This is a genomic window from Stenotrophomonas sp. STEN013 (assembly GCF_056760355.1).
Map to the genome: position 1 here is coordinate 389358 of NZ_JBRREO010000003.1, position 20643 is coordinate 410000.

Genomic DNA, 20643 nt, shown 5'->3' on the forward strand with positions numbered 1-20643 from the left:
CTCAGTGCGGTTGCTGCAGCCAGTTGGCCAGACCGGCCAGCTGCTGCGCCTGCACCGTATCCACGACAGGCGCGAATTTCGCCAGGTCATCCGGGGTATAGCCGCCGGCACGGTAGCGCCAGCTTACGCGGGTCGCCGCGCCCTCGGCCTGCAGCGTCCATTCGGCCACACCATGCAGGCCCATGGCCTGCATCGGCCCCAGACCGCCACTCATGCGCAGGGTCTTGCCCGGGTCGACGAACACCACCTGCAGATGCTGCGCCTGCCGGCCACCGGCGATTTCGCAGAAGCAGCCGCCGGCGCGCGGGTCGATCGTCAGGGTGGAGGCCGCACCCCACCAGCTGTGGTCCTTGGGCCACCAGTGGTCGATCTGCGCGGTCATCGCCTCCCATACCTGCGCCGGCGATGCCTGGATCAGCACCTGGTTCTCGACCGTGAAACCCGTCAGCGTGCTGTCTTTGACCGCCGCCTGCGCCGAGCCGATCAGGCCCGACACCATCAGTGCAATACCGGTTGCCGCATAGCGCATGGCCGCGCCCGCCTGTAAGGGAAGGCGCCAGCATGCGCGGCCGGGGCGAACCCCGGCAAGCGGCTCAGCTGTCCAGTTCCTGCCAGCGCGCGTAGGCCGCGTCCAGCTCGGCCTGCACCTTGGACAGCTGCTGGGTATGGGCGGTCACCTCGGCACTGGAACGGGTATAGAACGCCGGATCGTTCATCGCACCGGTCAGGCCTTCCACGTCCATTTCCAGCTGCTCGATCCTGGCCGGCAGCTGCTCCAGCTCGCGCGCATCCTTGAAGCTGAGCTTGCGCTTGGCCGGGGCCGGCGTTTCGGCGGCGACGGGCGCGGCGACCACCGCCGGTGCCGCGGTCGCCGAGGCCTTGGCCACCGCCATCGCACTGGGCGGCGGTGCCGGACGCTGGCGCACCCAGTCGCTGTAACCGCCAACGTATTCGCCGATCACGCCATCGCCTTCCATCACCATCGTGGAAGTCACCACGTTGTCGATGAAATCACGGTCATGGCTGACCAGCAGCAGCGTGCCGGTGTAGTCGCCCAGCAGCTCTTCCAGCAGCTCCAGGGTTTCCACGTCCAGATCGTTGGTCGGTTCGTCCATCACCAGCAGGTTGGACGGCTGCGCGAACAGCTTGGCCAGCAGCAGCCGGTTGCGCTCGCCCCCGGACAGGCGGGTGATCGGCGCACGCGCGCGTTCCGGGGTGAACAGGAAATCCTGCAGATAGGCATGAACGTGCTTGCGCTTGCCGTTGAACTCGACGAAATCAGTGCCTTCGGCCACGTTCTCGATCGCGCTCCAGTCCTCGCGCAAGGTGGCGCGGTACTGGTCGAAATAGGCGATCTGCAGGTTGGTACCCGGGCGGATCTCGCCCTGCTGCGGCTGCAGTTCGCCCAGCAGCAGCTTCAGCAGCGTGGTCTTGCCGCTGCCGTTGGGGCCGATCAGGCCGATCCGGTCGCCACGCAGGATCACCGTGGAGAAATCACGCACCATGGTGCGGCTGCCGAAGGCGAAGGACACATCCTTGGCCTCCATCACCTTCTTGCCGGAGTTCTCGGCCTGTGCGGCCTCCATGCGAACGTTGCCGCCCAGCTCGCGCCGCACGCTGCGCTCGTTGCGCATCGCCTTCAGCCGCCGCACGCGGCCTTCATCACGGGTACGACGGGCCTTGATGCCCTGGCGGATCCACACTTCCTCCTGTGCCAGCAGCTTGTCGAAGCGGGCGTTCTCGGCCGCCTGCGCGTTGAGCCGCTCCTCGCGACGACGCTCGTAGTTGGCCCAGTCGCCGGGCCAGCTGGTGACCTGGCCGCGGTCGATCTCGACGATGCGGGTGGCCAACGCGCGCAGGAAGCGACGGTCATGGGTGACGAACAGCACGCTGCCGCTCCAGCCCTTGAGGAACATTTCCAGCCAGTCGATGGCTTCAATGTCCAGGTGGTTGGTCGGCTCGTCCAGCAAAAGCAGGTCCGGGGAAGACACCAGCGCACGCGCCAGCAGCACCCGGCGCTTCATGCCTCCGGACAGCCGCGCGAATTCGGCGTCGCCATCCAGATCCAGCTTGGTCAGGGTTTCGGCCACGCGCTGGTCCAGCCCCCAGCCGTCGGCGGCATCGATCTTGGCCTGCACATCGCCCATGGCGTCGCCGTCGAACACCTCGGCATGGCTCAGGCGGTGGAACTCGGCCAGCCAGTGTCCCAGCTCACCCAGGCCATCGGCGACCACGTCGAACACGCTGCCGGCCGCGCCGTGCGGCACTTCCTGCTCCAGTCGCGTGATGCGTACGCCCTGTTGCACGCGCACCTCGCCGTCGTCGGGCTTGATCTCGCCGGCAATCAATTTCATCAATGTGGATTTGCCGGCGCCGTTGCGGCCGATCAGGGCGATGCGCTCACCCGGCTCGATCGACAATTCGACTTTTTCCAGCAACAACGGGCCGCCGACGCTGTAGTCGACGTTCTGCAAAGTAATCAAAGGCATGCGCGTATTGTAAGGCCAGTGCCGGGGTTGCAGGCGGTCAGCTGTCGCTGAACACGTCATCCGGCAGGGCCAGCAACCTGCGCAGGCTGTCCGGCACACGCTTGCCGGGGTGGCGTACCGCCCACAGCTGGCGGGTCAGCGGCGGCAATGGCGTAGCCAGCACCTGCAGCTTGCCCAGCGCGACCAGGTCGGCCACAGTGTGCCGCGACAGGCAGGCCAGCCCCAGTCCTGCGACCGCGCCCTGCTTGATGGCCTCGGTCCCGCCCAGCTGCAGCACGTCGGCAAACCCATGCAGATAGGGCAGCAAGGCCTGCTCGGCGGCCTCCCGGGTGCCGGAGCCGGGTTCGCGCATCAGCCAGGTGGCCTGGCGCAGCGCGACCTCCCCGGCCCCCTGCGCCCATTCCGCGGCCTGCGGGTGCCGCGGGCCGTAGACAATCACCAGCTCATCCTCACGCCAGCGCACCAGCTCCAGCCCCGGCTCATGGCAGGGCCCCTCGATCAGGCCGATGTCCACCTGCAGCTGCTGCACGGCCGCGGCCACCTCGCGGGTGTTGCCGATGCTCAGATCGACATGGGCCTGCTCATTGGCATCCTGCAGATCGGCGATCAGCCCCGGCATGAGGTAGTTGCCGATCGTGGTGCTGGCCCCCAGCCGCCAGCGTACCGGCGCTCCGGCTTCACGCCCGGCGCGGAAGCGCCGTTCGATATCGGCCACCGAGGCGAGCACGGCATGCGCCTGCGGCAGCAGCGCCCGGCCATGGCCGTTGAGCACCAGCCGGCGGCCGATCCGGTCGAACAATGCCAGCCCCAGCAGGCTCTCCAGCTCACTCAAGGCGGCGCTCACGGCGGATTGCGACAGACCGATGCTCTCACCGGCGGCCGTGGTGGTGCCGTTCTCGGCGATGGCGGTGAAGATCTGCAGCTGGCGCAGTGAGAGATGCATTAATTACCCGAAAAACAGGTCGATATTACAAATATAATCCGTTTTACGGATTGGTTTCATCGGATCAAGATGAGCCATCTCCTGATAACCGACCGTTATGAACACTCCCGCCTCTTCACGTATCCCCGGCCTGGTACTGACAGCGGCCGTGGCCGCGTTGTCGATCTGGCTGGGCACATTGCCGTGGATACAGAGCCACGGCATCAGCGCCCTGACCCTGGCCATCGTGATCGGCATCGTGCTGGGCAACTCGATCTACGGGCGCATCGCGCCGCGCACCGCCACCGGCGTGGGCTTTTCCAAGTCCACCCTGCTGCGCGCCGGCATCATCCTCTACGGCCTGCGCCTGACCTTGCAGGACATCGGCCAGGTCGGTACCGCCGGCGTGCTGATCGATGCGCTGGTGCTGTGCTCGACCTTCGCCCTGGCCTGGTGGCTGGGTACCCGAGTGCTGGGCATGGACCGAAACCAGGCGCTGCTGATCGGCGCCGGCAGCTCAATCTGCGGTGCAGCGGCGGTGATGGCGGCCGAGCCGGTGGTCAAAGGCCGCGCCGAGCAGGTCGCCGTGGCGGTGGCCACGGTGGTGGTGTTCGGCACCGTGGCGATGTTCCTGTACCCGGCGATCTACCAGTGGGGCCTGGGCGCGGGCTGGATGCCGCTGGATGAAACCGGTTTCGGCATCTTCACCGGCTCGACCGTGCATGAAGTGGCGCAGGTGGTGGCGGCCGGCCGCGCGATCAGCCCCGAGGCTGGCGATGCCGCGGTTATCGCCAAGATGGTGCGGGTGATGATGCTGGCGCCGTTCCTGGTCGGCCTGTCGGCGCTGCTGGCCCGTGGCAAGGGCGCCGCCAAGGGGCAGCGTTCGAAGATCGCCATCCCCTGGTTCGCCTTCGGCTTCGTCGGCATGGTCGCCTTCAACTCGCTGCAGCTGCTGCCCGCACCGCTGGTCGGCCTGCTGGTCGAACTGGACACCGCGCTGCTGGCGATGGCGATGGCCGCGCTGGGCCTGACCACCCACGTTTCGGCCCTGCGCCAGGCCGGCGCCAAGCCGATGCTGCTGGCCGCGCTGCTGTTTGTCTGGCTGCTGGCCGGCGGCATGGCGATCAACCTGGGTATCGGTGCCCTGCTCTGAACGCACGGCGGCAGGCACGGTCATGCGGCATCTGCGAAAATGCGGCATGACCGACTTCTCCTCCCTGCCGCTGTCCCCGGCACTCGCACCCGGCATCGACGCGCTGGGCTACACCACGATGACCCCGGTACAGGCGCAGAGCCTGCCGCCGATCCTGGAAGGCCGCGATGTGATCGCCCAGGCCCCGACCGGCAGCGGCAAGACCGCCGCCTTTGGTCTGGGCCTGCTGCACCGGCTCGATCCGGCCACCCTGCGGGTGCAGGCGCTGGTGCTGTGCCCGACCCGCGAACTGGCCGACCAGGTCGGCAAGCAGCTGCGCAAGCTGGCCACCGGCATTCCCAACCTCAAGCTGCTGGTGCTGACCGGCGGCATGCCGCTGGCACCGCAGCTGGCCTCGCTGGAAGTCCATCACCCGCATGTGGTGGTCGGTACGCCCGGACGCATCCAGGAGCTGGCCCGCAAGCGCGCGCTGAACCTGGGCCAGGTGCGCTGCTTCGTGCTGGATGAGGCCGATCGCATGCTGGACATGGGCTTCGAGGAGCCGATCCGCGAGATCGCCGGGCGCACCCACAAGGAACGCCAGAGCCTGCTGTTCTCGGCCACGTTCCCCGAATCGATCCGCGAGCTGGCCCGGGCGCTGCTCAACGAGCCGGTCGAGGTCACCATCGACGGCCAGACCGAGGCGCCGTCCATCCACCAGCTGTTCTTCGAAACCGAGCTGTCCAGCAAGCAGAAGGCGCTGGCCGGCCTGCTGCTCAAGTACACGCCCGAATCGGCGGTGGTGTTCTGCAACACCCGCAAGGACGTGGACGAGGTGGCCAACTCGCTGCGCCAGTTCGGCTTCTCCGCGCTCGCGCTGCATGGCGACATGGAACAGCGTGACCGCGACGAAGTGCTGCTGCAGTTCTCCAACCGCAGCTGCAACGTACTCGTCGCCAGCGATGTGGCCGCCCGCGGACTGGACGTGGAAGACCTGGCAGCCGTGGTCAACTACGAGCTGCCGACCGATATCGACACCTACCAGCACCGCGTCGGCCGTACCGGTCGCGCCGGTCGCAGCGGGCTTGCGCTGAGCCTGGTCACCGGCCGCGAGCGCAGCCGCGCCGACGCGCTGGAAACGGCGCAGGGCAATGCGCTGAACTGGCAGAAGACACCCCTGGCCACCGCCCGCCCAGCACAGCTGCCGCAGGCGGCGATGACCACGCTGCGCATCGACGGCGGCAAGACCGACAAGCTGCGCGCCGGTGACATCCTGGGGGCGCTGACCGGGGAGGCCGGGCTGTCAGCCAGGGCGATCGGCAAGATCGACATTTTCGCCACGCGGTCCTACGTCGCCATCACCCGCGAGCAGGCCAACAACGCGGTAGCGCGGCTGGAAGCCGGCAAGATCAAAGGCAAGCGTTTCCGCGTACGCAAGATGTAAACAGGCACCGGGGCGTCCGGGCGCTCACGTCTCTTCCCGGCCCGACACCCGCTCTTCCAGCATTGCCGGGTGATACACATGCCACGGAATTTCCGTGGCATGTGGTGTGTACGGTTTGCAGAAGATTCGCCCACCCTTGGCGCCGCCGCACCCGGCAGGGGTATTGGCCGTCAAGGCATCGGCCCGACGTTGCCGGCATTTGTATCGAGCGCACTGACCGCTGGCGACGTCCAGCACAGGTGCCGAACCTGCTTCAGGCATCGGACACGCGGGACGTCGTCCGAAACGCCGCCGCAACGACCGCCACGCTGGCCGCCAGAAACAGCACACGCGCCGTCCCCTCGCCCATGCCGCGGTGGATCAGCAGCAGGTACATACCGATGCAACCGGCCTGCGCAAACAACGGCCAGGCGACGCGGCGCAGCACACGCCCTGCCAGTATCGCGCTGAGCAGCCAGCCACAGGCAAACGCCAGCGGGTCCAACGGCGGAGCAAATTCATACCTGTTGCAGACGGCGAACCACGCACTCCAGCCAAGCAGCGCCAGCAGCAACGCCAGTCCACCCGACACCCGCGTGGCGCGCATCAGGCAAACACCGCCACACTCTGCCGGCCGCGCATCACCACCCGCCCCTGCTCATCCCAGACCTGCATGTCCTGCGACGAGTAACCCTCGCGCGCATGCTGGCTGAAGGAGCGCAGCAGGAACCATTCGCCCTGTGGCGCCGGATCCAGCAGTTCGGCATTCCAGGTGATCGAGCTGATCGGCGCGGCGACGGTGAAGCCGGTGAACGCGGCCGGCGGCATCGCATCGCCCATCGCAATCAGCGCCAAGGCAGGGTCGACCCCGGTGGCATCGCGATGGCGGACCCAGGTCAGCAACTCCGGAATTTCCGCGCCCGATACCGGCATGGCGCCTCCGGCAGGACGCATCTGGAAGTTCCGGGTAAACGCTGGCGCGAACGGCATCGCCGCCATATCGAAATCGCGGTACGCACCCGGCCCCCGGGCCGGCAGCTCGCCACCGAAATCATGCGCAATCGCGCTTTCGCGGGCGCGGCCGAACACCAGCGACAAGCGTGCCGCCAGGGCCTCGTCCGCGTACACATCCACCCCGACATTCACCACCGACCTGCCCTCACGCAGCACCGTCGGCATGAAGCGCAGCAGGCCAGCGGCCGGACCGATGAAGGTCACCTGCATCGAGCGCAACGGCGGCAACGCGCCGGCGTGGCGTTGCATCGCCGCCGCCACACCCAATGCGCTGACAATGCCGCCGTAGGCGGTACGTCCCTGGCGCCAACTGTCGGGGAGCAGCAGCCCTTCTTCTACGTCAAAGCAAGACAGCAGCTCACGCAAGGTCGGCATTGGGAACTCCGCAGACAGGGACAAGGTGTTCAGTAGACCAGCGTAGCGGTCAGCGGCAAACCGTCAGGCCAGCGCTGACGGCCGCCCAGGCCGTCCAGCTCCACCAGCACCGCGCCACCGACAACCTGGGCCTCGAGCAGGGCCGCCAGCTGCAAGGCGGCAAGCAAGGTGCCCCCGGTAGCCAGCACGTCGTCCACCAGCAGCACCCGCGCGCCCGGCGGCGTGGCGCCGACGCTGACCTCGATGCGATCGGTGCCGTATTCCAGCGCGTATTCCTGCTTCAACGTCGCACCCGGCAACTTGCCGGGCTTGCGCACCGGCACAAAGCCCACCCCCAGCTCCAGGGCCAGCGCGGTGCCGAGAATGAAACCGCGCGCCTCCACACCCAGCACCGCATGCAGACCGGCGTCACGCCACGGCTCGGCCATGGCCTGGACGGCCGCACGCAAGCAGGCACCATCACCCAGCAACGGGAGGATGTCCTTGAACAGGATGCCCGGCTTGGGGAAATCGGCGACGTCGCGGATCGCGCGACTCCATTCGGGATAGGCAGAGGTCATAACAATCCAGGGAAAAGGGGTTCAGGAACTGCAGGAGAGCATCGAGCAACCGGCGCGTTCGCGCGCCCATTCCGGGCGCCGGCGGGCATAGGCCTCGCGACCGGGCTGCTCGTCATAAGGATGCCGCATCACTTCCAGCAGCTCCGTGATACCGGACAGATCGCCCTGTTCGGCAAGATCGATGGCCTCCTGCGCCAGCCAGTTGCGCAGCACATAGCGCGGATTGGCCGCCTGCATCAGGCGGCGACGCTCGGCCATCGGCGGGCCGCCGGCCAGCACCCGCTGGCCATGCCGGTGCAGCCAGTCCTCCAATGCGGGCAGCACCTGCGCGCGCGCCTGGGACGAATAGAACGCCTCCTCCAGCGGCGCCAGCGCTGGAGCGGCCGGATCCACCTCCGCCAGCGCCCGGAACGCCAGCGTCATGTCCATCTGCCCGGCATGCAGCAACTGGCGGAACTGCGCCATCAGCCGCTCGTCGCCATCGCGGAACTCCCCCAGCCCCAGCTTGGCGACCAGATGCGCCCGTTCTTCGGCCGCATAACGTTCACCGAAGGCATCCAGCCCCGCCTGCAACGGCGCCACCTCGTCAAACAGTGGCGCCAGCGCCTGCGCCAGCCGCGCCAGATTCCAGTACGCCACCTGCATCTGCGTGCCGAAACGGTAGCGGCGGCCCTGCGCATCGGTGGTATTGGGCGTCCAGTCAGGGTCGTAGTCCTCCACCCAGCCGTAAGGGCCGTAGTCCAGAGTCAGACCAAGGATGGACATGTTGTCGGTGTTCATCACCCCGTGCACGAAGCCGACCCGCAGCCAGTGCGCGACCATCACCGCGGTGCGCGTGCACACCTGCATGAACCAATCCGCGTAACGCGGCTGACCGGTGCCGCCCAGCTCGGGAAAATCACGGGCAATGCAGAAATCGGCCAATCGCCGCAGCAACACCGTATCGCCACGCGAGGCCGGCAGCTCGAACGTCCCGAAACGGACGAACGACGGCGCCACCCGGCAGACCACCGCCCCCGGCTCAGGGCGCGGATGACCGTCGTAGAACATGTCGCGCACCACCGGCTCACCGGTCGCCACCAGGCTCAACGCCCGGGTGGTCGGCACCCCCAGATGATGCATGGCCTCCGAACACAGGAACTCGCGGACCGAGGAGCGCAGCACCGCACGACCATCGGCGCCGCGCGAATACGGCGTCGGTCCGGCGCCCTTGAGCTGCAGCTCCCAGCGCCGTCCATCGGCCACCAGCTCGCCCAGCGAAATCGCCCGCCCGTCGCCCAGCTGGCCGGCCCAGTTGCCGAACTGGTGCCCGCCATAGTTCGCCGCCCAAGGCTGCATGCCCTCATACAGTGCGTTGCCGGCAAACACCTCGGCGAACGCCTGGCTGCCGACCTCGGCCGTATCAAAGCCAAGCAATCCCACCACCTCGGCCGAACACGCCAGCAACTGCGGCGCGGCGACCGGGGTCGGCATGACCCGCGACCAGGCCGCTCCCTGTACTTCGCGGCGGCGCGATCCGGCCTCACTGTCGCCGGGAAGCTCGCGCAGGAAGCGGTTGTCAAAGTGCAGGGAGTGGGTGCTCATCGTCTGCAGATGGGGGCGCCACCCGCTGGCTGCAACCTCAGCGGCGGCCAGCGGCCAGATCCAGCCTGCCGCCACGCTCCGCCGCCCGCCGGTAGGCCGGACGCTGTGCGATGCGGGCCAGAAAATCCTGCAATCGCGGATAGGCCTGCAATCCTCCACTACGCGAGGCCGCAGCCTGGATCGGAAAGCTCATCTGGATATCGGCGGCGGTGAACCGCTCGCCGGCAAACCAGCTGGATTGCCCCAGCTCCCGCTCCATCCAATCCAGATGCAACTTGAGCTGCGGGCCAACATACGTCTTCATCACCCGGGCGGCGATGGCACGCGCAACCGGTCGGGCGAAAAACGGCATCGGTGCTTTGCGCAGGCGGGCGAACACCAGGCTCATCAGCAACGGCGGCATCGCCGAACCCTCGGCGTAATGCAACCAGTAGCGATAACGCAGCCGCTCCGGCGCCTGCGCGGGGAAAGGGGCCGGTGACAGCTGCCGGTCCGCGTCGTAACGATCAGCCAGATATTCCAGAATCGCGCCGGACTCGGCCAGGATCAGCGCATCGTCCTGCAGCACCGGCGACTTGCCCAGCGGATGGACATCCCACAACGCCTGCGGCGCAAGCCATGTCTGCGGATCGCGCGCATAGCGCAGCAGCTCGTACGGCAGCCCCAGCTCTTCAAGCATCCACAGCACGCGCAGCGAACGCGAATTCTCCAGATGATGGACCGTGATCATCAGCCATTCCACAGATTCAAAGCCGCATGCTAACGAGCCAGGCGCAGCGTGGGTGTCACGGCCAACACGCAGACAAAAGAAAACGCCGGAAGCTTGCGCTTCCGGCGTTTTTGGCTACCTTGCGGTGGCTGGCGTCTGAATTAGACGGCCTGCACCTGGTCAGCCTGCATACCCTTCTGGCCCTGCACGGCGACGAAAGTCACCTTCTGGCCTTCCTGCAGCGACTTGAAGCCGTTGCCCTGGATGGCGCGGAAATGCACGAACAGGTCCGGGCCGCTTTCCGGGGTGATGAAGCCGAAGCCCTTGGCGTCGTTGAACCACTTGACGGTGCCGGTCTGACGATCAGACATATACTAACTCCTGAAACATAAGTTGAAATAATCGCAGCCACCGGGTATCGGGGCCGAGACTGAGTTGCAGGCGTTTGGTAAAGCGGATCGATGAGCGGATCGTTGTAGATCAACTGCATCAGGCCACGATTCACGGTGACCCTTGCAAGCACAGTGGGGCAAACGATACGCGGCTTTTCGCCAAAAAGCGACAAAAACCGTATTCAGGTAATCCGATGGATTCAGGCCCCAAAATATACCGAATGAATTCATAAACTTACCCGCAAAAAACGCACTTCCCTGCGTCTGCAACGCGAAAAATTATAGCCAGACTGCGTGAGATCACGAGCTCGGAGCGTCCGGTGAAGTCACCCAATACGTCCAACGCCGCCATTCGGAGCCCACCAATGATCCAGGCGACCGGACGCCCGGCCACCGCCGATCAGCCCAGCGTGCGCTCACTGCAAAATTCGCGACGCCTGCCACTGAGTGGATCCACAAACGCCAGACACCGCGCCAGCAGCTGCAACGGCGCGCGGTAGTCATCAACGGCCCGCTCGACCAGCTGCGGGTAGATGTCATCTCCCAGAATCGGTGCCCCCAGCGCGGCCATATGCACGCGCAGCTGGTGCTTGCGACCGGTGACCGGCTCAAGGGCATAGCGCCAGACGGCTCCGGTGCGCTCAATCACCGAGATCCGGCTCAGCGAATTCGGCTCGCCCGCGCACTCGGCCATGCGAAAGAACGGCTCACCACGCTCGATACGGCTGGCGCGCTCCAATGGAAACCGCGCCTGAGGCAGTGCCAGCGCCCGCGCCTCGTAGCCTTTGTCGATGCGGCGATCACGGAACAGCCGCTGATAGGCCGCGCGGCTGCGCCGGTTGCAGGAAAACAGCACCAACCCGGCCGTTGCCCGATCGATCCGGTGCAGTGGCACAAGATCACGGTTGCCGGTTGCCGCGACCAGCCGGGTCAGCAACGTTTCACGGACATACTGACCGGCTGGCATGACCGGCAGGAAATGCGGCTTGTCAGCGACCAGCAGATCCTCGTCCTGATACAGCACCTGCTCGACGAACGGAATCCTGGGCTCTTCGGACACTTCGCGGAAATACTGGATTTCCAGCCCCGCCCGCCACGGCTGCTGCGGCATCAACGGCACGCCACCGGCGCTCAGCACCCTGCCCCGTGCAAAGCGGTCCAGCCACTGCGCGCGGGAAACCTGCGGGAAACGCGCACACAGCCCGTCCAGCAGGCAGGTCCAGGAACCGGGCGCCAGTTGCAGGCGGCTGGGCAGATCGGGATCAGGCACAGGCGTACAGGTCGGGAAGGGGGCGAGGCATTATCATGGCCGGTCTTCTTTCCCGGTATTCCCATGGCCCTCACCGCCACCATCCGCAAGGCCGAGCTGCAGATCAGCGACATGGATCGCGGCTACTACGCGACCCACAACCTGACCCTGGCCCAGCATCCGTCCGAAACCGACGAGCGCCTGATGGTGCGCCTGCTCGCCTTCGCCCTGAACGCCCAGGACCGGCTGGAATTCGGCAAGGGCCTGAGCACCGAGGACGAGCCGGACCTGTGGCAGCTCGATTACACCGGCGCCATCGAACAGTGGATCGACCTGGGCCATCCGGACGAATCGCGCATCCGCAAGGCCTGCAACCGCAGCGGTCGCGTGCAGGTGGTCAACTACGGCGGCCATGCCTCCGACATCTGGTGGCAGAAGCAGGGCAAGCACCTGGTGCGTTTCGACAACCTTTCCGTACTGGATTTGCCGGCCGTTTTCGTCGAGCAGTGGGGACAGCAGATCCAGCGGGCCATGCGCTGGAACGTGCTGATCCAGGATGGTGAAGTACAGCTGCTCAACGACCAGACACAGCTGGATGTGATCCCGGTCTGGCGCAAGCGCCCGGCAGAGTGAGATCGGCGTGGCGATGAACACAATCCGCTGCGACGTCCTGGTGATCGGCGCGGGTGCTGCGGGCTTGATGTGCGCCCTCACCGCGGGTCAACGCGGCCGACTTGTGCAGGTGATCGACCATGCCAACAAGGTTGGCAAGAAGATCCTGATGTCCGGGGGCGGACGCTGCAACTTCACCAATACCGGCACCACCGCAGGCAACTTCCTGTCGGCCAATCCGCATTTCTGCAAATCCGCACTGGCCCGCTACACCCCGGCCGATTTCATCGAAATGGTCGAGCGACACCGCATCGCCTACCACGAGAAGGAGCTGGGCCAGCTGTTCTGCGACATTTCCTCCAAGCAGATCGTCAGGATGCTGCTGGACGAATGCGACGCGGCCGGCGTGCAGATCCGTACCGACTGCGGCGTGCAGGACATTGAACGCGGCAGCGACGGCTTTCGCGTGCAGACCGCCCAGGGACTGTTCCACTGCGCCTCGCTGGTGATCGCCACCGGTGGCCTGTCGATTCCCAGCATGGGCGCCAGCGGCTTCGGCTACGAAGTCGCGCGGCGTTTCGGCCACGAAGTGCTGCCCACGCGCGCCGGCCTGGTGCCGCTCACGCTCAGCGGCAGGCACCAGGAGCGCTTTGCCGAGCTCAGCGGCGTGGGGCTGCCGATCGAGGCGCGCTGCAACGGGCAGCGCTTCCGCAACTTCATGCTGCTGACCCATCGCGGCGTGAGTGGTCCGGCGATCCTGCAGATCTCCTCGTTCTGGCAACCGGGCGATGACCTGCGCCTGGATCTGCTGCCGGACCGCGATGCCGAACAGTGGCTGCGCGAGATGAAGCGCGAGCGCGGCGCCGCTGAACTGCGCACCGTGCTGTCGGAGGTGATCCCGCGCCGGCTGGCACTGCGCCTGTGCGAGCACTGGCTTGCCGACAAACCGGTACGGCAGCTGGACGAGCGCGAGATCAAGACCACCGCCGCCCTGCTCGCCGATTTCCCGCTGGTGGCCAGTGGCACCGAAGGCTACCGCACCGCGGAAGTCACGCTCGGTGGCGTGGATACCCGGAAGGTTTCCTCGTCCACGATGGAGTCGCAACTGGTTCCGGGCCTGCACTTCATTGGTGAGGTGCTGGATGTGACCGGCTGGCTGGGCGGCTACAACTTCCAGTGGGCCTGGGCGTCGGGCGCGGCGGCCGGCAATGCGGTGTGAATGCAAGCCCGGCGGAATTGCGTCACAGGCAAGCGTTCTGCGCATAGACGCCATGCCACCCATCGTGTATTAAAACCGGTCTGAGGGGAGTACTGAATGCAGAACAGCAAAGACATCACCTTGCGCCTGTTGATCGTCGATGACAGCGCCGAGAATGCCGAAGCGATCGTCAGCACTTTGCGCAACAGCGGCATCGCCGTGCGCCCTTCCAGGCCACAGAATCCGGAAGAGCTTTCGCAGGCATTGGGCAGCCAGCCGATCGACCTGGTGCTGGCCGCCCCCTCGCACAACATCCCGCAGCTGCTGCTGACCCAGCAGATCGCGGCCAGCGGCAAGGACATTCCGATGATCCTGCTGGCCGACCGGATCGAGGAGAACGTGCTGGTCGAGGCGGTCGCCAACGGCATCCGTGCCATTGCCCTGCGCCAGCGCCCGGAGCACCTGCTCTCGGTGATCGGCAACGAATGGACCGACCTTCAGGCCCGCCGCGGACTGCGCCGGATCGAAGCGCAGATGCGCGAGACCGAGCGCCGCTGCGATGCACTGATCTCCTCCTCGCGCGATCCGATCGCCTACATCCATGAAGGCATGCACATCCGTGCCAATGACGCCTATCTGGATATGTTCGGTTACGAGACCTTCGACGATGTCGAGGGCATTTCGCTGCTGGACATGGTCGCGCCGCAGCACGTGGAGGACTTCAAGCAGCTGCTCAAGTCGCTGAGCAAGGGCGATCCCCCACCGCCACAGTACGAGATCCACGCCCGCAACCAGGACGGGGAAACATTCCCGGCGACCATGGAATTCAGTCCGGCCACCTACGAGGGCGAGAGCTGCTTCCAGGTGGTATTCCGCCGCCGCGAGGAATTCGATCCCGAACTGGCCCGTGAAGTGGAAGCGCTGCGCCAGCGCGACCAGGTCACCGGGCTGCTCAACCGCCCCACCTTCATGGTGCATCTGGAAAACGCGGTGGCGCAGGTCAGCCGCAGCGATGGCCAGTACGGCTTTCTGCTGATCGAGCCGGATCACTACGCGCGGCTGCTGCCCGACATCGGCCTGGATTCGGCCGACGCGCTGATTGCCGCACTCGGCCAGAATCTCGCGGACGTGGCGGGCCAGGACGCCCAGTTGGCCCGCTTTGGCGAGCACAACTTCGCGCTACTGACCCCGGGCGACTATGCCAACACCACCCGCGTCGCCGAGCGGGTGCGCGATGCTTTCGCCTCGCATGTATTCAGCATCGGCGAGCGCTCGGCCACGGTGTCGGTCAGCGTTGGCGGCGTGCAGGTCGGCGAGAAGATCGCCAGCGTCGGTCAGGTTCTGGCCCGCGCCACCGACTGCACCCGCGCCGCCATCGAGCTGGGCGGCAATACCGTAAAGGTATTCGACCCCGGCGCGATGGACCGGGTTGAGGAAGAACGCATCCAGCGCTGGGTACAGCGCATGCGCGATGCGCTGGCCGGCGACGGCTTCCAGCTGCGTTACCGGCCGGTGCTGAATCTGCTTGGCGAGCCGATCCAGCTGTACGACACCTCGCTGCAGCTGGAGAACAACGGCGAACTGGTCAGTCCGATCACCTTCCTGCCGATCGCGCAGGAGCACGAGCTGATGGCACCGATCAACCGGTGGGTGGTCAGCCAGGCGATCCGGGCACTGGGCGAGCGGAAGCGCGCCGGTCATCGCACCCATCTGATGGTACGCATCACGCCCGAATCGTTCAGCGACCCGCAACTGATCGCAACGATCCGCGACGCCCTCCAGGCCGAAGGTGTCAGTGGCGAGCAGCTGTGGTTGCAGATTCCCGAAGCGAAGGTGTTCACCCACCTGCGCAACGCCCAGCAGTTCCTGGCCGATGTCTCGGCATTGGGCTGCAAGGTGGGCCTGGAGCAGTTCGGCTCGGGGCTCGATTCGTTCCAGCTGCTGGCCCACTTCCAGCCGGCGTTCCTCAAACTGGACGCGGACTTCACCGCAGACCCGGTACAGGCCAAGGAACAGTTGCCCAAGACCCAGGAAATCACCAGCAAGGCGCAATCGGCCAACATCCTCACCATCGCCGAGTTCATTTCCGACGCGGCCACGATGAGTCTGTTGTTCAGTGCCGGCCTGGACTATGTGCAGGGCGATTTCGTCGGCCCCGCCGGCGCGCAGATGGACTTCGAGTTCAACTGAGTCCGGCAAGGAGTCCACAAAAAAGCCGCGCACTGCGCGGCTTTTTTTTCGGCACCTGCCTGTCAATCAGACTTCGACCAGCCCCGGAATCGCCACGTCCGGATTCACGTCGGCGTCGTAATCCACACCGTCGATGCCGAACCCGAACAGGCGCAGGAAATCGGCCTTGTAGCCGGCCAGGTCGCTGATCTCATACAGGTTCTCGTTGGTCACCTGCGGCCACAGCGCCAGCACCTTGCCCTGCACTTCCGGCGCCATTTCCTTGTAGTCGGCGCGCAGGCGGCCTTCGCCATCGACCAGCTCCACGGTGCGGCCCTTGCCGTCCACCAGCTGCGGGCGGATGTGATCTGCGGCGTTGGCACCGCCCTGCGGACCGTTGTAGAGGATGTCGTACAGGGTATCGAGCTGCTCGATGCAGCCTTCATGGGTCCCTTCTTCCTTCATCACCTTGAACAGCAGCGACAGGTACAGCGGCATGGTCGGGATCGCCGAGCTGGCCTGGGTCACCACCGCCTTGAGCACCGACACGCGCGCATCACCGCCAATACCCTGCAGCTTGCCGCGGATGTCCTTTACCTTGGCATCCAGATCCTTCTTGGCTGCGCCGATCGAACCGTTCCAATAGATGGCCTGGGTGATCTCTTCGCCGACATAGGTGAAGGCGGTGGTGGTGGCGCCCGGCGCCAGCACACCGGCTTCCAGCAGCGCATCGATCCACATCTGCCAGTCTTCGCCGCCCATCACCTGCACGGTCCCGGCGATCTCCTCGGCGGTGGCCGGCTGCAGCGTGGTTTCGGTCAGCACTTCCTTGTCGGTATCCAGCCCCTTCAGCGTGATCGGCTCGCCGATCGGCTTGAGCGTGGAGCTGATCACCTCGCCGGTCTTCGGGTGCTTGCGGCGCGGCGATGCCAGGCTGTAGACCACCTGATCCACCTGGCCCAGATCGGCCTTGATGATCTCGATGACCTTGGCCTTGACCTCGTCGGAGAACGCATCGCCATTGACGCTGCGTGCATACAGGCCAGCCTGGTGCGCGTACTTCTCGAATGCGGCCGAGTTGTACCAGCCCGCCGTGCCTGGCTTGCTCTCCGTGCCAGCACGCTCGAAGAACACGCCCAGCGTCGCCGCATCGCTGCCGAAGGCCGCCTTGATACGCGCCGCCAGCCCGTATCCGGTCGAGGCACCGATCACCAGCACCTTCTTCGGACCATGGGCCAGCTTGGGCTGCGCCTTGATGTACTCGATCTGCTCCTTGACCGCCGCATCGCAACCAGTCGGATGGGTGGTGACGCAGATGAAGCCGCGCACACGCGGTTTGATGACCATGAAAACCTCGATTGGATAAGCAGAAAAACAGCCCTCGGCTGCGAAACCGGCCCTTCCACAACACGGTCGAAAGGCAGCGGATTCAGCAGGCGGGCACTGAACCGGGAGGATCGTAGTGCGCGGCCGCAGTGAACACAACCGACGCCACCGCATGGAAAAGCGGCTTGAGCACGGGCACGACGCAAAAAGAAAAGCCGCGCGGACGCGCGGCTTTTCCAGACAACCGTAGCGGCCAATCAGGGACGACGTGCCAGCTCTTCCTCGTCCTTGGCCTTGGGCAGCAGATCCTGCTTGCTGACCTTGAACGGACCGATGCTCAACAGCGGCACCGCCACGATGATCGAGGACACCACCACGATAACCGCACCGGCCATGTGCGTCTCGGCCAGGCCTTCCATCGACTCGCCGCCGTAGATATACAGCGCCAGTGCCGACAGGAAGAACATCACCGCGGTGATGATCGTGCGCGACAGGGTCTGGTTGATCGAGCGGTTGAGCACTTCCAGCGGCTCCACACGCAGGCTGCGGAAGTTTTCACGCACGCGGTCGAACACCACGATGATGTCGTTGATGGCAAAACCCATCACCGACAGCATGCCGGCCAGCACCGTGAGATCGAACTCGCGGCCCATCAGCGACATGTAGGCGATCGTCAGGATCAGATCGAAGAACGCGGTGATGCTGGCCACCATCGCGAACTTCCATTCAAAGCGCGCGGCGATGTAGATCAGGAAGCCGATCACCATGAACAGCGTCGCGTAGATACCGTTCATCGCCAGGTCCTTGCCCACCTGCGGACCCACGAACTCGCCTGGCTGGACCGTGGCCGGATTGCCGGCCGTGGTGATGGCCGCCTGGACACGCTGGGCCACCTTCTGCGCGGCATCAGCGGCGTTGTTGTGCTCACCATCCGGGGGCAGACGGATCATCACATCGTTGCCGCTGCCCACGCTCTGCACCTGGGCGTTTTCGATTCCGGCGTTGGCCAGCTTTTCGCGGACCTGATCGACGTTGATCGAATTCTCGAAATGCGTGCGCACCACGGTACCGCCGGTGAACTCCAGCGCGTAGTTGAATCCCTTGAAGCCGATGACGGCAAAGGAAACCAGCAGCAACACCACCATCAACGCAAGCACGGGCTTGCGATGACGCATGAAGTCGATATTGGTGTCGTTCGGGATGATATGAAGTGGAAACAGTTTCATTTGAGGGTCTCTTCCCGATCAGATAGCCACGGACTGCAGCTTCTTGCGGCGTCCGTAGATCAGCACCGCCAATGCGCGCGACACCGTGATGGCGGTGAACATCGAGGCGAAAATACCGATGATCATGGTCAGCGCGAAGCCCTTCAGCGGGCCGGTACCGAACGCGTACAGGGCCACACCGACGATCAGTCCGGTCAGGTTGGCGTCGAGGATGGTGCCCGAGGCCTTCTCGTAACCGGCCGCGATGGCGGCCTTGGCCGGCATGCCCAGCCGCAACTCCTCACGGATTCGCTCGTTGATCAGCACGTTCGCATCGACCGACAGACCCACCGACAGCGCCAGACCGGCAAAACCGGGCAGCGTCATGGTGGCGCCGAACATCGACATCACCGCGACCACGATCAGCAGGTTGAACAGCAGCGCTACCGAGGTGATCAAGCCGAACATGCGGTAGTAGATAGAGAAGAAAACCAGGGTGAACATGAAGGAGAAGACCACGGCCTTGACGCCGCTGGCCACGTTCTCCGCACCCAGGCTCGGGCCGATCACGTATTCCTCGACGAAGTCCATCGGCGCAGCCAGCGAGCCGGCGCGCAGCAGCTTGGCCAGGTTGTCGGCCTCGGCCTTCTCCAGACCGGTGGTCTGGAAATTCTTGCCGAACACGCCATTGACGTTGGCCACCGAGATCACCTCTTCCTTGACCCGGAAGCTGCGCTGCTCCTCGCCATTGACCAGGGTCACTTGCGGAATCCGCTCGGTGTACACCACGGCCATCGGTTTGCCGACGTTGGCACTGGTGAAGTCGAACATGCGTTGGCCACCGACACTGTTCAGCGTCACGCTCACTGCCGGCAGGCCGTTCTGGTCGGTCGCCACGTCGGCCTTGACCATCTGGTCGCCGGTGACGATGGTGCGCTTGTTCAACAGCACCGGGTTGCCGCCACGGTCGCGATAGAGCTTGGCTTCCGGCGGAATCCGGCCGGTGGTGACAGCGTCCTGCGCATTGCCGTCCACAACCGCGCGGTATTCCAGCGTCGCGGTGGCGCCGATCATGCGCTTGGCCTCGGCGGTGTCCTGAACACCCGGCAGCTCGACCACGATGCGGTCTTCGCCCTGGCGCTGGATGATCGGTTCGGCCACGCCCAGCTCGTTGACGCGGTTGCGCAGCGTGGTCAGGTTCTGCTCGATGGCGCCGGAGGTGATCTGGGCCATTTCGCTCTGCGGCACGTTAACGGCGATACGATCACCGCTGACCGCGTAGGTGAAGGTCGGCTGCGACTTGGCCAGTGCCGCACGCGCCTTGTCCGCATCGGCGGCGTTGGCCAGCACCACCTGGATGCTGTTTTCACCGCGCCGCTCGACCGAGCGGTAGGTGATGCGGCTGTCACGCAGCGTGGTGCGCACGTCTTCGGCGAACGCCTCGAAACGCTTGTCCACCGCCGCCTGCTGATCCACCTGCAGCGCGAAGTGCACGCCGCCGACCAGATCAAGACCCAGCACCATCGGCTTGCCGCCAAGGTTGGCCAGCCAGTCCGGCACGGTCGAGGCCAGGTTCAACGCGACGGTGTAGTTGTCACCGGCGGTTTCACGCAGAACCTCGTTGGCACGCGATTGTGCTTCCAATGAAGGCAGGCGGACGATCAGGTTGTTCTCGCCCTCCTCCTCCACCGATTTGGCCTGCACGCCTGCCTCTTCCAGCGCGGCAGTGACACGACCCTTGAGGGTGTCGTCGATCTGTCCACCCCGATTGGCGGTGATCTGGACGGAGGGATCCTTCTGGTAGATGTTCGGCAACGCGTACAGCGTGCTGACAGCCAGAACGATCAGAATCAGGAAGTACTTCCAGCGTGGAAATTCAAGCATTGCAGGATCCTGCGCGACGCCTTCCCGGCGTCGCGACGTGACGGAAAGGGATCAGCCTCAGGCCGCGGACTTCAGCGTGCCCTTGGGCAGGACGTTGCCGATAGCGGCCTTCTGCACGCGGATGCGGACGTTGTCGGCCACTTCGATGGTGACGAAGTTGTCGCCGATGTCGGTGACCACGCCGGCAATGCCGCCAGAGGTCAGCACTTCATCACCCTTGCTGATTTTTTCCAGCATCGCCTTGTGTTCTTTCTGGCGTTTCATCTGCGGGCGGATCATCAGGAAGTACATCACCGCGATCAGGGCGATCGGCAGCAGGAACGTGCCCATGCCCGGGGCGGCCGGAGCGGCCTGGGCGACGGGGAGCAGGATAGCCATCAGATTCATGTATTGGTCCTTG

General features: G+C 65.4%; 19 protein-coding genes. 5 read left to right on the forward strand and 14 right to left on the reverse strand.

Annotation, left to right across the window (positions count from 1 at the left end; translation table 11 throughout):
- Position 1: 1 nt before the first annotated feature.
- From ACVOMH_RS09695 to ACVOMH_RS09705, 3 genes are all read right to left on the reverse strand, one after another.
- Complete coding sequence (locus ACVOMH_RS09695; protein WP_481551804.1) at positions 2–529, reverse strand: SRPBCC family protein; 528 nt, start codon at positions 527–529, stop codon at positions 2–4.
- Between the two features lie 64 nt (positions 530–593).
- Complete coding sequence (locus tag ACVOMH_RS09700; protein WP_481551805.1) at positions 594–2489, reverse strand: ATP-binding cassette domain-containing protein; 1896 nt, start codon at positions 2487–2489, stop codon at positions 594–596.
- A 37-nt stretch (positions 2490–2526) separates the two neighbouring features.
- On the reverse strand, positions 2527–3432 hold the full coding sequence (locus ACVOMH_RS09705) for a LysR family transcriptional regulator (protein WP_481551806.1): 906 nt from the start codon (positions 3430–3432) through the stop codon (positions 2527–2529).
- 97 nt (positions 3433–3529) lie between these two features.
- Here ACVOMH_RS09705 and ACVOMH_RS09710 point away from each other — a divergent pair, with 97 nt between their 5' ends.
- Complete coding sequence (locus ACVOMH_RS09710) at positions 3530–4564, forward strand: YeiH family protein (protein WP_481524302.1); 1035 nt, start codon at positions 3530–3532, stop codon at positions 4562–4564.
- Positions 4565–4610: 46 nt separating this feature from the next.
- Positions 4611–5987: an ATP-dependent RNA helicase DbpA gene (gene dbpA, locus ACVOMH_RS09715; RefSeq protein WP_057506003.1), complete on the forward strand. Its 1377-nt coding sequence runs from the start codon at positions 4611–4613 to the stop codon at positions 5985–5987.
- A gap of 253 nt (positions 5988–6240) precedes the next feature.
- Here dbpA and ACVOMH_RS09720 read toward each other — a convergent pair whose 3' ends face one another.
- From ACVOMH_RS09720 to ACVOMH_RS09750, 7 genes are all read right to left on the reverse strand, one after another.
- Positions 6241–6540 carry a hypothetical protein gene (locus ACVOMH_RS09720; protein WP_481551807.1) on the reverse strand — a complete coding sequence of 100 codons (300 nt, stop codon included), beginning with the start codon at positions 6538–6540 and terminating at the stop codon, positions 6241–6243.
- Between the two features lie 32 nt (positions 6541–6572).
- Positions 6573–7355 carry a thioesterase family protein gene (locus tag ACVOMH_RS09725; protein WP_481551808.1) on the reverse strand — a complete coding sequence of 261 codons (783 nt, stop codon included), beginning with the start codon at positions 7353–7355 and terminating at the stop codon, positions 6573–6575.
- Positions 7356–7384: 29 nt separating this feature from the next.
- Positions 7385–7915, reverse strand: coding sequence for an adenine phosphoribosyltransferase (locus ACVOMH_RS09730; RefSeq protein WP_481551809.1), 531 nt, complete (start codon positions 7913–7915; stop codon positions 7385–7387).
- A gap of 21 nt (positions 7916–7936) precedes the next feature.
- Complete coding sequence (locus tag ACVOMH_RS09735; RefSeq protein WP_481551810.1) at positions 7937–9499, reverse strand: protein adenylyltransferase SelO; 1563 nt, start codon at positions 9497–9499, stop codon at positions 7937–7939.
- Positions 9500–9536: 37 nt separating this feature from the next.
- Positions 9537–10229: a glutathione S-transferase gene (locus ACVOMH_RS09740; RefSeq protein ID WP_054659639.1), complete on the reverse strand. Its 693-nt coding sequence runs from the start codon at positions 10227–10229 to the stop codon at positions 9537–9539.
- A gap of 140 nt (positions 10230–10369) precedes the next feature.
- Positions 10370–10579: a cold-shock protein gene (locus ACVOMH_RS09745; protein ID WP_054659637.1), complete on the reverse strand. Its 210-nt coding sequence runs from the start codon at positions 10577–10579 to the stop codon at positions 10370–10372.
- A 421-nt stretch (positions 10580–11000) separates the two neighbouring features.
- Positions 11001–11870, reverse strand: a complete 870-nt coding sequence (locus tag ACVOMH_RS09750) for a pseudouridine synthase (protein WP_481551811.1) — start codon at positions 11868–11870, stop codon at positions 11001–11003.
- A 63-nt stretch (positions 11871–11933) separates the two neighbouring features.
- Here ACVOMH_RS09750 and ACVOMH_RS09755 point away from each other — a divergent pair, with 63 nt between their 5' ends.
- The 3 genes from ACVOMH_RS09755 (at position 11934) to ACVOMH_RS09765 (ending at position 15849) form a co-directional block, all read left to right on the forward strand.
- Positions 11934–12482, forward strand: coding sequence for a YaeQ family protein (locus tag ACVOMH_RS09755; RefSeq protein ID WP_481551812.1), 549 nt, complete (start codon positions 11934–11936; stop codon positions 12480–12482).
- Between the two features lie 13 nt (positions 12483–12495).
- Entirely contained in the window at positions 12496–13680 is a 1185-nt protein-coding gene (locus ACVOMH_RS09760) for a BaiN/RdsA family NAD(P)/FAD-dependent oxidoreductase (RefSeq protein ID WP_481551813.1), read from the forward strand.
- Positions 13681–13776: 96 nt separating this feature from the next.
- Entirely contained in the window at positions 13777–15849 is a 2073-nt protein-coding gene (locus ACVOMH_RS09765; RefSeq protein WP_481551814.1) for an EAL domain-containing response regulator, read from the forward strand.
- A gap of 66 nt (positions 15850–15915) precedes the next feature.
- Here the strand turns inward: ACVOMH_RS09765 and fabV are convergent, their stop codons facing one another.
- The 4 genes from fabV to yajC form a co-directional block, all read right to left on the reverse strand.
- Positions 15916–17175, reverse strand: coding sequence for an enoyl-ACP reductase FabV (gene fabV, locus ACVOMH_RS09770; protein WP_481551815.1), 1260 nt, complete (start codon positions 17173–17175; stop codon positions 15916–15918).
- A 236-nt stretch (positions 17176–17411) separates the two neighbouring features.
- Positions 17412–18380, reverse strand: a complete 969-nt coding sequence (gene secF / locus ACVOMH_RS09775) for a protein translocase subunit SecF (RefSeq protein WP_054657844.1) — start codon at positions 18378–18380, stop codon at positions 17412–17414.
- Positions 18381–18398: 18 nt separating this feature from the next.
- The gene (secD, locus tag ACVOMH_RS09780) at positions 18399–20243 is read right to left on the reverse strand and encodes a protein translocase subunit SecD (RefSeq protein ID WP_481551816.1); all 1845 of its coding nucleotides are present in this window, start codon (positions 20241–20243) and stop codon (positions 18399–18401) included.
- 57 nt (positions 20244–20300) lie between these two features.
- The gene (gene yajC, locus ACVOMH_RS09785) at positions 20301–20630 is read right to left on the reverse strand and encodes a preprotein translocase subunit YajC (protein WP_054657840.1); all 330 of its coding nucleotides are present in this window, start codon (positions 20628–20630) and stop codon (positions 20301–20303) included.
- Between the last annotated feature and the right edge of the window lie 13 nt (positions 20631–20643).

Coding starts and splice junctions, on each gene's coding strand:
- ACVOMH_RS09695 (WP_481551804.1), bottom strand. CDS start 529: ATGCGCTATGCGGCAACCGGTATTGCACTGATGGTGTCGGGCCTGATC.
- ACVOMH_RS09700 (WP_481551805.1), bottom strand. CDS start 2,489: ATGCCTTTGATTACTTTGCAGAACGTCGACTACAGCGTCGGCGGCCCG.
- ACVOMH_RS09705 (WP_481551806.1), bottom strand. CDS start 3,432: ATGCATCTCTCACTGCGCCAGCTGCAGATCTTCACCGCCATCGCCGAG.
- ACVOMH_RS09710 (WP_481524302.1), top strand. CDS start 3,530: ATGAACACTCCCGCCTCTTCACGTATCCCCGGCCTGGTACTGACAGCG.
- dbpA (WP_057506003.1), top strand. CDS start 4,611: ATGACCGACTTCTCCTCCCTGCCGCTGTCCCCGGCACTCGCACCCGGC.
- ACVOMH_RS09725 (WP_481551808.1), bottom strand. CDS start 7,355: ATGCCGACCTTGCGTGAGCTGCTGTCTTGCTTTGACGTAGAAGAAGGG.
- ACVOMH_RS09730 (WP_481551809.1), bottom strand. CDS start 7,915: ATGACCTCTGCCTATCCCGAATGGAGTCGCGCGATCCGCGACGTCGCC.
- ACVOMH_RS09735 (WP_481551810.1), bottom strand. CDS start 9,499: ATGAGCACCCACTCCCTGCACTTTGACAACCGCTTCCTGCGCGAGCTT.
- ACVOMH_RS09740 (WP_054659639.1), bottom strand. CDS start 10,229: ATGATCACGGTCCATCATCTGGAGAATTCGCGTTCGCTGCGCGTGCTG.
- ACVOMH_RS09745 (WP_054659637.1), bottom strand. CDS start 10,579: ATGTCTGATCGTCAGACCGGCACCGTCAAGTGGTTCAACGACGCCAAG.
- ACVOMH_RS09755 (WP_481551812.1), top strand. CDS start 11,934: ATGGCCCTCACCGCCACCATCCGCAAGGCCGAGCTGCAGATCAGCGAC.
- ACVOMH_RS09760 (WP_481551813.1), top strand. CDS start 12,496: ATGAACACAATCCGCTGCGACGTCCTGGTGATCGGCGCGGGTGCTGCG.
- ACVOMH_RS09765 (WP_481551814.1), top strand. CDS start 13,777: ATGCAGAACAGCAAAGACATCACCTTGCGCCTGTTGATCGTCGATGAC.
- fabV (WP_481551815.1), bottom strand. CDS start 17,175: ATGGTCATCAAACCGCGTGTGCGCGGCTTCATCTGCGTCACCACCCAT.
- secF (WP_054657844.1), bottom strand. CDS start 18,380: ATGAAACTGTTTCCACTTCATATCATCCCGAACGACACCAATATCGAC.
- secD (WP_481551816.1), bottom strand. CDS start 20,243: ATGCTTGAATTTCCACGCTGGAAGTACTTCCTGATTCTGATCGTTCTG.
- yajC (WP_054657840.1), bottom strand. CDS start 20,630: ATGAATCTGATGGCTATCCTGCTCCCCGTCGCCCAGGCCGCTCCGGCC.